This is a genomic window from Massilia sp. NBRC 108631, from assembly GCF_059704565.1.
Map to the genome: position 1 here is coordinate 277,603 of NZ_BAAKJE010000102.1, position 14,213 is coordinate 291,815.

Below are 14,213 nucleotides of genomic sequence, written 5' to 3' on the forward strand. Positions count from 1 at the left end.
CGCCGAGCAAAATTCTAGCGCCAGGGCGAGGAAACATGCAGGTTTTGTGGCGAATGCCACACTGTGATGCATAAATGAAAATATCCGGCAGGCCCACGCGGGCATGCCGGATATTTTTTGCAACAACAACCTGATTACTTAATCAGGAAGTCTTCCTTGTTTTTACCTTCCAGCCATTTCGGTGCGCGGCCACGGCCGGTCCAGCTTTGACCGGTGGCGGTGTCGCGATATTTCATCGGCACCGGTGCGCGTGGCTTGCTTACTTTTGCAGGTTTGGCCGTGCCAGCCAGATCAGCCAGGGTCAGACCGTGCTCGCGCATGATGGCGGCGATTTTCTCTTTAGCCGAATTCAGCTCGTCGCGGCGGGCGGATTCCGCCAGGTTTTGCAGTTCAGCGATTTTTGCCTGGTATTCCTGATAAGTGGTCATGACTCAACTCTTCCTCTATGGTTGATAAGAGATTCCCACAAAAGCGATGCGTGACAATCTGTGAGAATTCAAGACCGCAATTTACCACAAGAATACGCCCGCATTCTAGCTAAATATGAAACGGGAGGCATATTTTCCACGCCAGCGTTGAGCCATGTCCACACCCGCGTTCTAAACTATTTCTTTTTCCTGCGCAGTAACCAGGTAGTAATACCGGTTATAAAAAACAGCGCCGGCAACAATCCCGCCAGCGCCACCAGCCATTTCACCGGGGCGCCCCCGAGCTGGCCGGAATGCAGAGGGAACAGCGCGGCCAGGAAACGGTCGCCCGGCTTGCCGGATAAGGGATTGATGGCTTCCAGTATTTTACCGCTGCGCATATCGATGTAAATCCGCAGCGTGCCGGTACGCTGCCAGTCGTCGGCGCGGCGCAGGCGTGCAATGAATATTCCTTTGTCCGGCTGGCGCGAAATGCCGGCCATGGCGGCGCCGTCGCGCAAATACGGCGCGGCTATCGCCTGCGCCTGGTTCCAGCTAATCGCGGTTTCGCCTTTTTGCAAGGCTGGCCTCGCGATAGCGCGCCGCTCCGCGCCGGTTTGCGCCACGCTGCCGACCATGGAGCTGACCACTTCCGGTAATCCGTTGTAAAAGCCCGTCAGCGCCAGCAGCAGTAAAGGCAGCAGCGCCAACAAGCCGATGGAACGGTGCAAGTCGTAATGGCTGCGGTAAGTGCTCTGATTCAGTTTAATGCGCAGCGCGCGCAGCCATTGGCGCTTGGCTGGCCATGCCAGGTAAAGGCCCACTGCCAGCAGTACCGCAATAGCGGCGCCGATATAACCTTGCGCCAAACGGCCGGACTTACCCTGGAACATATTCAAATGCCAGGTCTGCATCATGGGCATCAGATATTGCGCGCCGAATCCCACTGCCGCCCGGTCGCGGCTGCCCAGCAGCGCGCCGTTGCAGGCATCCAGCAAGGCTTCGCCGGTTTCTATCCCGGGCGCCTTGAACGTGACGCGCCAGCTGCCGCCTTCGTGGCGCGGCAGGAACACGCCGCCGACGCGGGCTTTCGGCCACTGCGCTTGCACCGTCGCGGCGGCGGCGTCCGGCGTCAGCGGCGCGCTGCACGCCGCCGCCGCAGGGGTGGAATGGAACAGCTGCGGATTGAGCGCTTCGTCGATCTCGTGTTCGAACACCAGCAGGGTGCCGCTGAGGCCCATCAGCACGAACAGCAGGCCCAGCGTAAGCCCGGCCCAGCGGTGCAGCCACGCCATGGCCGGACGGAACGAGATGCGGCGCAAGGGAACGGCTGCGGTGGACATTTTCTCTAAGCAATGATTCGGTCAGCCCGCATCATAGCATTCGTGAGAATAGTTCTCAATTACCGGTATCACTCCGCTAGTGACGACCCGCCACCGCCGCGCGGTGCGCCAGCTCGCCCTGCCCGATCTCGGCCAGGATGGTACGCAGGCGCTGGTCCATCAAGCCGCGGCCCGAAATCGCCTGCGGCACCGCCAATTCCGATTCGGTGTTCAATTCCAGCAGCACCGGGCCTTCCGGACACAAGGCCACGTCCCAATTCTGCAGGCGCAGGCCGGGGAACAGCGCACTGGCGGCGTACACCAGGCGCACCGCGCGCTGCCAGTCCGGCAAGGCAAAGCCCACCAGCTCGCGGCCGGTGCCGGGATGGCGGCTGATCTCGCCGCCCGGGCCCATGCGGCTGATCACGCGCCGCACCAGGCCGCTCTCCGGGTCGACATCGCCCAGGCAGTTGCCGTAGTCGCCGTGCGAGAAATTGTCGAGCATATTGCGGCCCACGGTGATTTTCCAGAACGCCGTGTGCAGCACCGGCCCGCCGGGCGTGACGAAACAGATGAAGCGCACGCAGCTCACCGCTTCCGACCCCGTCAGCTCCGTGATGGCCGGGTGCGCCTTGAGCGGGCGCTGGAACAGCATGCCGCCGTACGGCTCGAAATCGAAGGGCTGCAGAAACTGCGGCAGGCCGATCTCGCTGCCGTCCAGCAGGCGCAGGCGCTCGCCTTCCATGCCGGCCACGCCCAGGACGCCGCGCCCATAGCCGGCCGAGATCGGCTTGACATAGAAGGGGTAGACGTCGCCGCGCAGCCAGGCCAGCACCTGGTCTTTGCTGGTGAGCGCGGTTTCGCTGTCGATGCGGCGCCCTGCCGTGGTGTAGGTGGCCAGCGGCTCCGGGGCCGGGAAGCCGGCCGAGCGCAGGATCACGTGGTTGATCAGCTTGTCGTTTGCCAGCACGCGCGATTGCGGCGCGTTCAATTCGCGGTCCAGTGCGCTGCTCGCGCGCCAGCCGATAAATTCCGCACGCCTGGCGGGTGTCACGGAGTTGTGCCAGATGCCATAATCGAAATATTCGCTGATCCCGACCGGGGAACGGCGCAATCGAAGGCTGGCGGCCTCCCATACTTGCCGAAAAGCGGGTTTACCGCCCGCATCGCGCGCCATCCGCAACTTGCCTAGCAATAGACTCATCGAGACCTCCTCCGGAAGAGAGGAGACCAGTGTAATGCAAACTTTCACATGCCGGAGGTGGAAATGAAGAGTGTGGTTTTATTGTCGGGCCGACAAGTGCCGGCGCTGGGCCAGGGCACCTGGAACATGGGCGAAGATCCCACTTACCGCGCGCACGAGGTGGCCGCGCTGCAGCTCGGCATGGACCAGGGCATGACGCTGATCGACACGGCGGAAATGTACGCCGACGGCGGCAGCGAGGAAGTGGTGGGCGAAGCGATTGCCGGCCGGCGCGACGAGGCCTTTCTTGTAAGCAAAGTCTATCCGCACAACGCCAGCAGGGCCGGCGTGGTGGCGGCCTGCGAGCGCAGCCTGAAGCGCCTCAAGGTCGAGCAGATCGACCTGTACTTGCTGCACTGGCGCGGCTCGGTGCCCTTGGAGGAAACGCTGGCCGGCTTCATGGCGCTGCAGCAAGCCGGCAAGATCGGCGCCTATGGCGTCAGCAATTTTGACCTGGCCGACATGCGCGAAGCGCGCGCCCTGCCCGGCGGCGGCGCCATTGCCGTCAACCAGGTACTGTACAACCTGGCCAAGCGCGGCATTGAATGGGATCTGCTGCCGTGGTCGCAGCAGCAGCAAGTGCCGCTGATGGCCTACTCGCCGCTGGAATCGAATCCGCTGGAACAGCGCGCCATGCTGGACAACCGCAGCCTGCAAACGGTGGCACGGCGCCACGGCGCCACCCCGGCGCAGATCGCGCTGGCCTGGCTGCTGCGGCAGGACGGCGTGATCGTCATCCCCAAGGCCGCCAATCCCGACCACATCCGCCAGAACCGCGCCGCGCTCGATTACGAACTCAGCGCTGAAGACCTGGCCGAGCTGGACCAGGGCTATCCCCTGCCCCGCCGCCACAGCCCGCTGGCCATGCGCTGAGCAGGGCGGCCGGCGCTCAGATCGCCGGGCAGCCGCCGGCCTTGTATTTGCAGTGGCGGGCGATGACGGCGCGGATGATGCTCACCAGCTGGCAGGCGGCCGGCCCGGGGCGCTCGGCGTTGGCGATGATCAGCGACAGCGACAGCTTGCGCTTCTGTCCCACCCGCAGGCGCAGCGGCTTCAGCAGGCCGGAGGCGAGCTGGTGCTGGATCTTGTGCGTGGCCATCCAGGCAAAACCGAGGCCGGCGCACACCATCTCGGTGCGCGTGGCGGGGCTGGTGACGGTCCAGCGCTGGGCCGTGTTGAGCCAGCCGAAATCGCGCGTCGCGGACACGCCGCCGTCGCGCACCACGATGTGCAGGTGCCGCTCCAGGTCGTCCTCGTTCAGGTCGCGGTTCAGGCCGTGCAGCGGGTGGCTGGGGTGGGCCACGGCCAGGAACTCGATGTCCAGCAGCGCGTCGCCCAGGAAACCGCTGGGCACATAGTTGGCGATCACCACGTCGGCGCGCTTTTCGCGCAGCACGTCGTCCGAGGCCGACAAGATGGTTTCCTCCAGGTTCACCCGCGTGTGCCGCGCCAGCGGCTCGAACTCCTGCAGGATCTGGATCAGCAGTTCGCTGGGGAACAGGCTGTCGACCGCGAAGCGCAGTTCGGATTCCCAGCCTTCGTTCAGGCTGGCGGCCAGCTCTTCCAGCTGGAAGGCATCGTCCAGCAGCTCGCGCGCCTTGCGCAACAGGGTTTCGCCGTTCTGGGTAAGCCGGGCGCGGCGGCCGTCGATTTCCAGCAGTTCAATGCCCAGCTGCTCCTGCAGCTTGGCCACCATGTAGCTGACCGAGGACTGGCTGCGGTGCAGCGCTTCCGCCGCCTGCGCGTAGCCGCCGCATTCAACGATGGCTTGCAGCACCTGCCACTGCTCCAGCGTGCTCCGTGGAATTTTCATTATTTGCTTTGCATGACGTAAGTACCGTCCCAGTGGTCCGGCGGCGGTTCGGCCGCCAGGCGCAGGCAGCGTTCGATGTACAGCGCGGCCGCCTTGTCGCCGGGATTGAGCGCCAGCACTTCCTCGAACAGCTTGCGCGCCGCTGCCCACTTGCGCTGGCGGTAGTTGATAATGCCGTTGCGGAACAGGCCCATGGCGTCGATCAGGTTGGGATAGCTGTCTTCGGTGTGGTAGTCGAGCACCTCGTAGATCGCCACCGGCCTGGTCTTGCCCTGCACCACCACGATGTCCAGCTCGCGCGTGCGGTAGGTGCCGCGCAGCGCCCGGTAGGTGAACTCGCTGATCAGGATGTGGGCGCCGTACTGCTTGCAGGCCGACTCCAGCCGCGCCGCCAGGTTCACGCCGTCGCCGATGATGGTGTAGTCCATGCGCTTCTTCGAGCCGATATTGCCCGACACCACCTGGTCCGTGTTCAAGCCGATGCCGATATCGACGGTCAGCTTGCCGTCGCGCACGCGCTGCACGTTCCAGGCGCGCAGCTCGGCCATCATGGCGATGGCGGTGCGCACCGCGCGGTCCGGGTCGTCCTCGTGCGCCACCGGGATGCCGAAGGCGGCCATGATGGCGTCGCCGATGAATTTGTCCAGCATGCCCGCTTCGCGCTGGATGCAGTCCACCATCATGGTGAAGTATTCATTCAGCAAGGCCACCGTGCCCTGCGCGCCGAGCTGCTCGGTGATGGTGGTGAAGCTGCGCACGTCCGAGAACAGCACCGTGGCGTTGACGTTCTTGCCACCCAGCATTTCGGCGCCGTTGGCCACCATCTGGTCGGCGATGCCGGGGTCCATATAGCGCGACATGGTGGCTTTTAGCCGCTTTTCACTGGAGATATCTTCCAGCATCAGCATCCAGCCGATGCGCTTCTTCTCCACCGACAACAGCGGCTGCACGTTGAAATTGACGGAAATGGTGTCCTCGCCGACGATCAGCGGCGCGTCCATGAAGTGCTCGGCCACATGGTTTTCCTCCACCAGGCGCAGCTTGTCCAGCACCCAGGTGTTGGGGCCGGTGAAGAACTCCGCCGCCGGCCGCCCCAGCAGCTGGGCCGCCTCGGCGCGCAGGATGCGCAGGCCGGCCGCATTGCAGGTGACGATTTTCTCCTGCCCGTCGAGGGTGATGACGCCGTTGGACATCGACTCCAGCATGGCCTCGTTGTAGTTCTTCATCTGCTGCACGTCGGCAAACAGCTTGGCATTTTCCAGCGCGATGGAAATCTGCGCCGTGAACGCCCGCAGCCGCGATTCGTCCTCCAGGCTGAACGGACCGCCGCGCTTGTTCAGCACCTGCGTCACCCCTATGGTCTTGCCATGCTTATTGACGATGGGCACGCACAGGATGGAGCGCGTGAAAAAGCCGGTGCGCTTGTCGAACGCCGGGTTGAAGCGCAGGTCGGCATAGGCGTAGGGGATGTTGATGGTCTTGCCGGAGCTGAACACGGCGCCGGCGATGCCGGCCGTGTTCGGCAGGCGGATCTGCAGCGAGTCCAGCCCCTGCCCCACCTCCGACCACAGCTCGCCGGTCTTCTCGTCGTTCAGGAACAGCGTCGAGCGTTCGGCACTGAGCAGGCGGGTGGCTTCGCCCATCACGCGCTGCAGCAGCGAGCCGAGCTTGATGTCGGCGGTCACTTCGGACACCACGTCGATGAATTCCATCTCCTGGCGCCGCACTTTCTGCATGCTTTCCAGGAAACGCGCGCTTTGCAGCGCCAGCGTGCCCTGCGTGGTCAGCGCCGCCAGCAGTTCCAGATCCTTGCGGGTGAACTGGCCGCGCTGCTTGTTCAGCGTTTGCGACACGCCGATGATCTCGCCCTTGAAGGTGCGGATCGGCACGCACAGGATGTTGCGGGTGACAAAGCCGGTCTGCTCGTCGATGGCGCGGTTGAAACGCTGGTCGGCATAGGCGTCGGCAATCATCAGCGGCTCGCCGGTGGTGAACACGTGGCCGGCAATGCCGGAACTGTTCAGGAAGCGGATCTCACGCTGGGTTTCGCCCTGCGCCACGCGCGAGAACAGTTCATTGGTCTCCGGGTCGTTCAGGAACAGCGTGCCGCGCTCGGCCTCCAGCTCCTCGGTGGTCACCTCCACCAGCGCGGTGAGGATCTCGTCCAGCGTGTCGTAGGCCGCCATGCGGCGCGATACTTCCAGCAGCAGCTCGGCCATGCGCAAGCGCGACTGCGCGCCCGATGCCGCGCGCGGCAGGCCGCCCTGGCCGCGCTGCCTGCCCCCGCCGCCGGGGACGACGCCGCCCTTTGCCATATCGTTCATGCGGCCGCGCCTTCCAGCGCGCTGCGCAGCGCGCGTATGGTGTCCTGCAACTGCTGCACCTCGGCGCGCTGCGCGCTGGCGCTCTGCTGCTGCAGGCTGGCGTGCTCGGCGAGCGCGCGCTCCAGCCCGGTACGCAGCACCGCGATGGTGTCGCGCAACTGGGCGATTTCGGCGAGGGAAGCGGCCAGCGCGGCCTTGACGGCGTTGTCGCGCTCGCCGTGCGCCAGCTCCAGCGCATCGCGCAGCGACAACACGGTGGCGCGCAGTTGCTGCGTGTCGTTGTGCGCTGCGGCCTGCGCGTCCTGCACCTGGCGCTGGCGCTCGTGCTGGGCCTGTTCCAGTTCGGTGCGCAGCACAACGACAGTGCGCTGCAGGTCGCGCACTTCGGACAGGGCAAGACTGAGTGCGTCCGGCTCGGCGTGGATGGTGTTTGTCATGCAGCAATCATACCATCCGTCCCGGCCGGGGAAAACCGCGCTGCCGGCCCCGGCCGACGTCGCCGCGCTACAGTTTCCACTCCAGTCCGGCCCGGAACTGCGCCGCGCCGGGCGCCAGCGAGTTGCGGCGCAGGCTGCCGCGGGCGTCGGTGTAGGTATATTCTTCCAGCCAATCCTCGGCCAGCGCGCTGACAATGGAGAGCCGGAGCGCGTGTTTGGGCGTGAACTTGTACAGCAGATAGACGTCCAGGTCACGCTTGGCCGTCACGAAACTGGACTGTTCCGTGCTGATCCGCATCACTCCGCCGCGCTTGAAGATAAAGCTGCCGCCGGCCGTCAACGCCCCGTCCGCCGATTTGTAGTCCGCACCCAGCGTGGCCGTCAGTGGCAACTGCTGGTTCAGGCGGTTGTACGGGCCGGGCACCGCATCGACGCGCGACCAGTTGCGGCTGACACTGGCGCGCAAGTCGAGCGTATGCGCGGTTTGCATCACCGCCTTGAGCGGAAATTTGGCCTCCAGTTCCAGCCCGCGCGCCACCGCCTTGCCGTCATTGACCGAGGTTTGCACCCAGCGGCCCTCTTCAAGCAGCAGCCCCGGGCGCGTGTAGTCGCTCACCTTGCGCACGAAGCCGCTGGCGCTCAGCAAGGCCGATTCCGACCAGTAATGCTCGTATGCCAGGTCCAGCCCCAGCGCCAGTTCCGGCTTCAATGCGGGGTTGCCGCGCTGGTCGGGCGTGTTCTGGGTGTTGTTGACAGCCAGGAAGCGGCGCGGTATCAGCATGGTGGTGGCCGGCGCCTTATAGGTGCGCGTCAGCGCCAGGCGCACCTGGTCCTTGCTATCCGGTATTTTCCATAAACCCTGGAAGACCGGACTCAGCACACTGCTGCGGTTGCGCACCGGGTCGAAGCCCGCGCCGTGGCTGTCGGTCTGCAACCCTTCCCAGCGCAGCCCGGCGTAAATCGACAGGCGCGGCGTGAAGTCCCATTCGTCCTGCGCATATAGCGCCAGGCGCCGCACGTCGGCGCTGAAATCCTCGTCCATAGTGGAGGCGCGCCCGCCCGCCAGCGGCACTTCGCGCTGCAGGCGGGTATCGTCGCGGCGGCTGTCGGCGCCGTCCCAGCCCATCGACAGCGCGTGGCCGGGCACCAGCGGGGTCGAGTATTTGCCGGTGAACGTGTAGCCGCGCTCCTTGGACAGCGTATCCACCTGGCGGTCCAGCCCCGGCACGGCGTGGCTGGAGCCGGTCTGGCGCGTCCCGTTGCTGAGCCGGTTGGCGTTCAGGCCCAGCTTGGTATCCAGCTTGCCGCCGCCGGCCAGCTTGTGCACCCAGTTGAGGTCGGTGCGGTAGTAGTCATTGCGCTGGTGCAGGTCGTTGGCGGTGGCGTCGAATTCCTGCGGCGCGCCAAACACCGTGGCCGTATCGACGGTGCCGACGAAGCGGTAACGGTTGGAGGCGATAAGGTTCTGCGAGGTCAGCGTGTCGCCGTTGGCCAGCGTCCAGTTCAGGCGCGGCGCCAGGCTGAGGTTCTCCAGCCGGCCCACGTCGTTGGACTCGGCATGGCGCAGCAGCCTGGCGCGGCCGGCCGCATCGGCGCCGTTGTCGTCGATCAGCTTGAGCCAGTGGAAGTTCAGCCGGTTCATGCTCAGCACGGACGAGTAGGAGAAATTGCCCTCCTTGTCGGACAGGGTGAAGACGCCGTTTGCCTGCGAAAAATCGTTGCCGCGGCCAGCCGTGGCCTTCAGCTCGCGCTGCGCGCTCCTGACCGCCTTCTTGAGCACGATGTTGATGGTGCCGGCGATGGCCTGCGTGCTGAATTCGGCGCTCGCCGCGCGCATGATCTCCACCCGTTCGATGGCGTCCGGCGACAGCTGGTCCACCGCAAAGCCGGCGGGCGCGCGCTCGCCGTTCAGCAGGATTTGCGTGTAGCCACTACCCAGCCCGCGCAGCCGGATGTCGACCGCACCGCCGCGCCCGCCGGTCACGGTCACGCCCGGCAGCCGTTTCAGCACATCGGCGACGTTGCTGTCGCCGTAGCGCAGGATCTCCTCGCTGCCTACAATGATCTTGCTGGCCGTGTCGTCGCGCCGCGCGTCGTAGCCGGCCCCGGACGCTGTCACTTCCACTTTCTGTATAGACGTCTTCTCATCCTTCAATAGAGCCGGCGCCGCCCAGGCATTCAGGGCGGAAGCCACGGCGGCAGCGGCGAGCGACAAATTAATTGCAGTATGAAAGCGAGGCATGGCGCAGTATAACTTTGCAAAAAAGGCTACATTTTCTCATAATTGCTTGTTATTGGGAAATAGATTCAATCGTGCGCCCTGTCGCTAAGGGAGCAGAAAATGTCCTCTGCGCGTGGCGCGCCGTTATAATGCGTATTCGTCTATATTGATAGGTGTGATAACTGTGTCCGACCGTCTTGCTGTACTGCCGCAATACCTGCTGCCCAAGGGCGCGCTGACCAACTTCGCAGGCCGCGTGGCCGGCGCGAAGGCCGGCGCCATGACAACCCGCCTGATCCGCTGGTTTGTCGGCCGCTACGACGTCAATATGGCCGAGGCGGCCAATCCGGACATCGCCAGCTACAGCTCCTTCAACGAATTCTTCACCCGCGCATTGCGGCCGGACGCGCGCCCGCTGGCCAACGCCGACTTCATCTGCCCGGTGGACGGCCGCATCAGCCAGTTCGGGGCTATCGAGGACGACCAGATCTTCCAGGCCAAGGGCCACAAATTCAGCACCACCGCGCTGGTGGGCGGCGACCAGGCACTGGCCGCGCAGTTCCAGCATGGCAGCTTCGCCAACCTGTACCTGAGTCCGCGCGACTACCACCGCATCCACATGCCGTGCGACGGCAAGCTGACGCGCATGATCTACGTGCCGGGCGAGCTGTTCTCGGTCAACCCGACCACCGCGCGCGGCATTCCCGGCCTGTTCGCCCGCAACGAGCGCGTGGTGTGCGTGTTCGACACCGCCAGCGGCCCCTTCGTCATGACCCTGGTGGGCGCCACCATCGTCGGCAGCATGGCCACCGTGTGGCACGGCGTGGTCAACCCGCCGCGCCACGACAGCGTGAAAGAGTGGACGTATGCCGACCAGGACATCGTGCTGAAGAAAGGCGACGAACTGGGCCGTTTCCTGCTCGGTTCCACCGTCGTCATGCTGTTCCCCAAGGACAAGCTGCACTTCAACGACAGCTGGCAGCCGGCCGGCCCGGTGCGCCTGGGCGAAACCATGGCCAACCTTAAATAACCCTGCCGGATAAAACTGCGATGCTGCTGAAACGTACCGTCTTTGCCGTGAGCCTGGCCATGGCCGCCGTTGCCGCCCTGCCAGCCGCCGCCTCTCCCGCCGTGCCGCGCGACGGCGCTGAATACCGCACGCTGGCCTCGCCGGTGACGCCGCAGGCCCAAGGCAAGAAGGTGGAGGTGATAGAGTTCTTCATGTACCACTGCCCGGCCTGCAACATGCTGGAGCCGGGCCTGGCGGCGTGGGTCAAGAAGCAAGGCGAGGCCATCCAGTTCCGCCGCATCCACGTGCCGCACACCGGCGCCGCCGATCCGGAAGCGCACTTGTTCCTGACCCTGGAAGCGATGAAGCTGGACGACAGCATGCACGGCAAGGTGCTCAACACCTGGCATGTGGAGCGCAAGCGCCTGAAGTCCGACGAGGACAACCTGGAGTGGGCGGTGAAAAACGGCCTCGACAAGGCGCAATTCCAGTCCGCCTACAACTCCTTCGGCGTGCTGACGCGCCTGCGCAACCTGGAAAAGCTGGTTGGCAGCTACCGCGTCGACGGCACGCCCACCGTTGTCATCAACGGCCGCTACCTGACCTCGCCCTCCATCGTCTCCGAAAGCAACCCCAACCTGCCACGCGCGTCGGTGGAAGCGGCAGCGTTCCAGGTGATGGACGCGCTGGTGCTCAAGGCGCAGCAGGAGTTGGGCAAGTAAAGCGATGGCGGGCGGCTGCGCTGTGGGCTCTCCACTCCGTCGCGAGCAGACATGCGATTCCCCAATCGGAAGAATGCCTCATCTTGCTAGCCGGTCACTTGCGCCCCTGACCTGAGCGCCATCAAGCAACTGAGCCCACCAGCCCGTCCAGCGATTCCAGCATGTCCAGGAACACCCGGGTCTTGGCCGGCATCAGCCGGCGGCCCGGGAACACGGCCCAGCCGGTCACCGTCGGGAAGCTCCATTCGGGCAGCACCCGCACCAACTGCCCGCTTTCCAGGAAACTCTGCGCAAACAGCTCGGTGCTGGCGGCGATGCCGATGCCGGTGCAGGCCATGCGCACCAGCAGCTCCGGCGAGTTGGCGATCATGCGCGCCGGCAGTTCCCGCTCCCACTCGGTTTTGCCGCGCAGCAGACGCCAGCGCATCATGCCGTTCAGCTTGGGCGGCAGGCTGAGCAGGTCATGCTGGTACAGGTCGTCCGGATGCTCGGGCAGGCCGCGCAACGTGGTGTAGCCGGGCGAGGCATACAGCGCCAGCTTGCTGATGGCCACCGCGCGCGCCGCCAGCGTGGAGTCGTCCGGCAGATTGCCCATGCGGATGGCCAGGTCGAAGCCTTCGGCCACCAGGTCCACCCGGCGCGGCGACAAGTCGATCTCCAGCGAGATGGCCGGATACTTTTCCATGAAGCGCGCCATCAGCGCGCCCATGGTGTGGTTGGCGAAGTCGCCCGGCATGGACACGCGCAGCAAGCCGCTGGGCGCCTGCTGGCGGTGCTGCGCCAGCGCGCCGGCCGCCTCCACTTCCTCGGTCACCTTGCGCGCGTGTTCCAGCAGGCTGGCGCCGAACTCGGTCAGCACCAGGCGCCGGGTGGTCCTTTGCAGCAGGCGTTCGCCCAGCTGCGCCTCCAGCAGCGACAGCCGGCGCGACACGGTGGACTTGGGCTGCCCCACCCGATCCGCCGCCGCTCTGAAACTGCCGCACTCCACTATCCGGGCGAACAGGAGCAAGTCGCCGGGGTCGATATCCGCCATAAGAATTCCATGCTGTGTATGCCCGCGCACCTTACCACATCAGGCGCTGCCCAGAAAACAACGCAGCCGGCAACGCCTTGCATAAACTGATTTACACCTAATATGTTTAAGCTTAAAGTATATTCCGCAGGCTCCCCAACCCAACCAGGAAAACAAGATGAAAAAGACCTTGCTCTCAGTCGCCATGTGTACCGCCTGTTCCCTCTCCGGCCTGGCCGCCGCGCAAAGCAGCGTCGCCGTGTATGGCGCGGTCGACGCCGGCATCGTGCGCGAATCGGGCGGCGTGGCCGGCAACATCACCAAGCTGACGGGCGGCGTGGAAGGCGGCTCGCGCCTCGGCTTCCGCGGCAGCGAGGACCTGGGCGACGGCATGAAAGGCATCTTTGCGCTGGAGATGGGCTTCGGCCTGGACACCGGCGTGAGCGGCCAGGGCGGCGTACTGTTCGGCCGCCAGGCCCTGGTCGGCCTGCAGACCAAATCCGGCACGCTGACCCTGGGCCGCCAATACACGCCGCTGTTCATGGCCATGACCAATATCGATCCCTTCCAGTCGCTCAGCACCGCAGGCTCCGCCGCCAACCTGATGTCGAACGCCGGCATCCGCATGAACAACACCGTGAAATACGCCATGCCCGATACCATGGGCTTCTCCGGCGAGCTGGCCTACGGCCTGGGCGAAGTGGCCGGCAACAGCGACGCCGGCCGCAATATCGGCGCCAACGCCGGCTATACCAGCGGCCCGCTCAGCATCAAGGCAGCCTACGCCAACATCAACAGTATTCCGGCCGGCACCGCCGCCATGACCAAGGGCCGCACCACCATGCTGGGCGCCACCTACGATTTCGGCGTGGCCAAGGCCGCGCTGGCCTATTCGGTCAACCGGGGCACGGTCAACATCAACAACACCATCAACCCGAACGGCCAGGCCGATTCGCGCGACCTGCTGCTGGGCGTGACCGTGCCGTACGGCCCGCACACGCTGCGCGCCTCCATCATCAACAAGAAGGACCGCGCCGGCACCAGGCGCGGCGCCGACCAGTGGGGCGTGGGCTACAGCTACTACCTGTCGCGCCGCACCGACGTCTACCTGGCCTACGCCAGCATCGACAACGACGCGGCCAAGGGCGCCACCGGCTTCTACACCGTAGGCAACGCCACCGAAGTGGGCTCGGGCGACCGCGCCATCAACCTCGGCATGCGCCACACCTTCTAAGCGGGGAACCCATCATGGATGCCAAGCCGGAGGTCAGTTTCGAACGCGAAGTGCTGGTCCGGTTTGCGCATTGCGACCCGGCCGGCATCGTCTTCTTTCCTCAATACCTGGTGCTGTTCAATGGCCTGGTGGAGGATTGGTTCAACGAGGGGCTGGGAATAGGATATGCGCACTTTATCGGCGCGCGGCGCTGCGGACTGCCGATCGTGAAGCTCGATTGCGAGTTCAAGGCGCCCAGCAAGATGGGGGAACGCCTTACGCTGTCGCTGGGCGTCGAGCGCGTGGGGAGCAGCTCGATTGCGCTGCGGCTAAGCGCCAGCGCGGGCGGGCAAGTACGCGTGGTGTCCAGGCAGGTGCTGGTGACGACCTCGCTCGATACCAACAAGGCCATTTCCATCCCGGATGACTTGCGGCAGCTGCTGTAGCGCCGCCCGGCGGCTTACGCGCGGCGCGCCCCGCTAACCCGCCG

General features: G+C 65.1%; 13 protein-coding genes. 5 read left to right on the forward strand and 8 right to left on the reverse strand.

Annotation, left to right across the window (positions count from 1 at the left end):
• Positions 1 to 134: 134 nt before the first annotated feature.
• The 3 genes from AC6H42_RS12225 to AC6H42_RS12235 form a co-directional block, all read right to left on the reverse strand.
• Positions 135 to 428: an H-NS histone family protein gene (locus AC6H42_RS12225; RefSeq protein WP_057155077.1), complete on the reverse strand. Its 294-nt coding sequence runs from the start codon at positions 426 to 428 to the stop codon at positions 135 to 137.
• Positions 429 to 604: 176 nt separating this feature from the next.
• A complete protein-coding gene (locus AC6H42_RS12230) occupies positions 605 to 1,750 on the reverse strand; it encodes a PepSY-associated TM helix domain-containing protein (RefSeq protein WP_497548149.1) in 1,146 nt (381 codons plus the stop codon).
• 76 nt (positions 1,751 to 1,826) lie between these two features.
• On the reverse strand, positions 1,827 to 2,783 hold the full coding sequence (locus tag AC6H42_RS12235) for a sugar-transfer associated ATP-grasp domain-containing protein (protein ID WP_162249894.1): 957 nt from the start codon (positions 2,781 to 2,783) through the stop codon (positions 1,827 to 1,829).
• A 213-nt stretch (positions 2,784 to 2,996) separates the two neighbouring features.
• On the opposite strand from AC6H42_RS12235, the gene AC6H42_RS12240 reads away from it, so the two are divergent.
• Positions 2,997 to 3,845, forward strand: coding sequence for an aldo/keto reductase (locus AC6H42_RS12240; protein WP_057155201.1), 849 nt, complete (start codon positions 2,997 to 2,999; stop codon positions 3,843 to 3,845).
• 16 nt (positions 3,846 to 3,861) lie between these two features.
• Here the strand turns inward: AC6H42_RS12240 and AC6H42_RS12245 are convergent, their stop codons facing one another.
• The 4 genes from AC6H42_RS12245 to AC6H42_RS12260 form a co-directional block, all read right to left on the reverse strand.
• Positions 3,862 to 4,785 carry a LysR family transcriptional regulator gene (locus AC6H42_RS12245; RefSeq protein ID WP_057155083.1) on the reverse strand — a complete coding sequence of 308 codons (924 nt, stop codon included), beginning with the start codon at positions 4,783 to 4,785 and terminating at the stop codon, positions 3,862 to 3,864.
• On the reverse strand, positions 4,785 to 7,109 hold the full coding sequence (locus AC6H42_RS12250; RefSeq protein ID WP_200953960.1) for a GAF domain-containing protein: 2,325 nt from the start codon (positions 7,107 to 7,109) through the stop codon (positions 4,785 to 4,787). Before AC6H42_RS12250 ends, AC6H42_RS12245 begins: the two co-directional genes overlap by 1 nt.
• Positions 7,106 to 7,546 carry a hypothetical protein gene (locus tag AC6H42_RS12255; RefSeq protein WP_229418160.1) on the reverse strand — a complete coding sequence of 147 codons (441 nt, stop codon included), beginning with the start codon at positions 7,544 to 7,546 and terminating at the stop codon, positions 7,106 to 7,108. Before AC6H42_RS12255 ends, AC6H42_RS12250 begins: the two co-directional genes overlap by 4 nt.
• Before the next feature lie 67 nt (positions 7,547 to 7,613).
• Positions 7,614 to 9,761 (reverse strand): TonB-dependent receptor plug domain-containing protein, encoded by a 2,148-nt coding sequence (locus AC6H42_RS12260; protein WP_497548150.1) that lies wholly within the window; start codon positions 9,759 to 9,761, stop codon positions 7,614 to 7,616.
• Positions 9,762 to 9,951: 190 nt separating this feature from the next.
• On the opposite strand from AC6H42_RS12260, the gene asd reads away from it, so the two are divergent.
• The gene (gene asd / locus AC6H42_RS12265; protein WP_057155087.1) at positions 9,952 to 10,797 is read left to right on the forward strand and encodes an archaetidylserine decarboxylase; all 846 of its coding nucleotides are present in this window, start codon (positions 9,952 to 9,954) and stop codon (positions 10,795 to 10,797) included.
• 20 nt (positions 10,798 to 10,817) lie between these two features.
• Entirely contained in the window at positions 10,818 to 11,498 is a 681-nt protein-coding gene (locus tag AC6H42_RS12270) for a thiol:disulfide interchange protein DsbA/DsbL (protein WP_497548151.1), read from the forward strand.
• A 121-nt stretch (positions 11,499 to 11,619) separates the two neighbouring features.
• Here AC6H42_RS12270 and AC6H42_RS12275 read toward each other — a convergent pair whose 3' ends face one another.
• A complete protein-coding gene (locus tag AC6H42_RS12275) occupies positions 11,620 to 12,531 on the reverse strand; it encodes a LysR family transcriptional regulator (protein ID WP_057155090.1) in 912 nt (303 codons plus the stop codon).
• Between the two features lie 157 nt (positions 12,532 to 12,688).
• Between AC6H42_RS12275 and AC6H42_RS12280 the strand changes: the two genes are divergently transcribed.
• Positions 12,689 to 13,744, forward strand: coding sequence for a porin (locus AC6H42_RS12280; protein ID WP_057155092.1), 1,056 nt, complete (start codon positions 12,689 to 12,691; stop codon positions 13,742 to 13,744).
• 14 nt (positions 13,745 to 13,758) lie between these two features.
• Positions 13,759 to 14,169: an acyl-CoA thioesterase gene (locus AC6H42_RS12285; protein WP_497548152.1), complete on the forward strand. Its 411-nt coding sequence runs from the start codon at positions 13,759 to 13,761 to the stop codon at positions 14,167 to 14,169.
• Positions 14,170 to 14,213 lie beyond the last annotated feature (44 nt).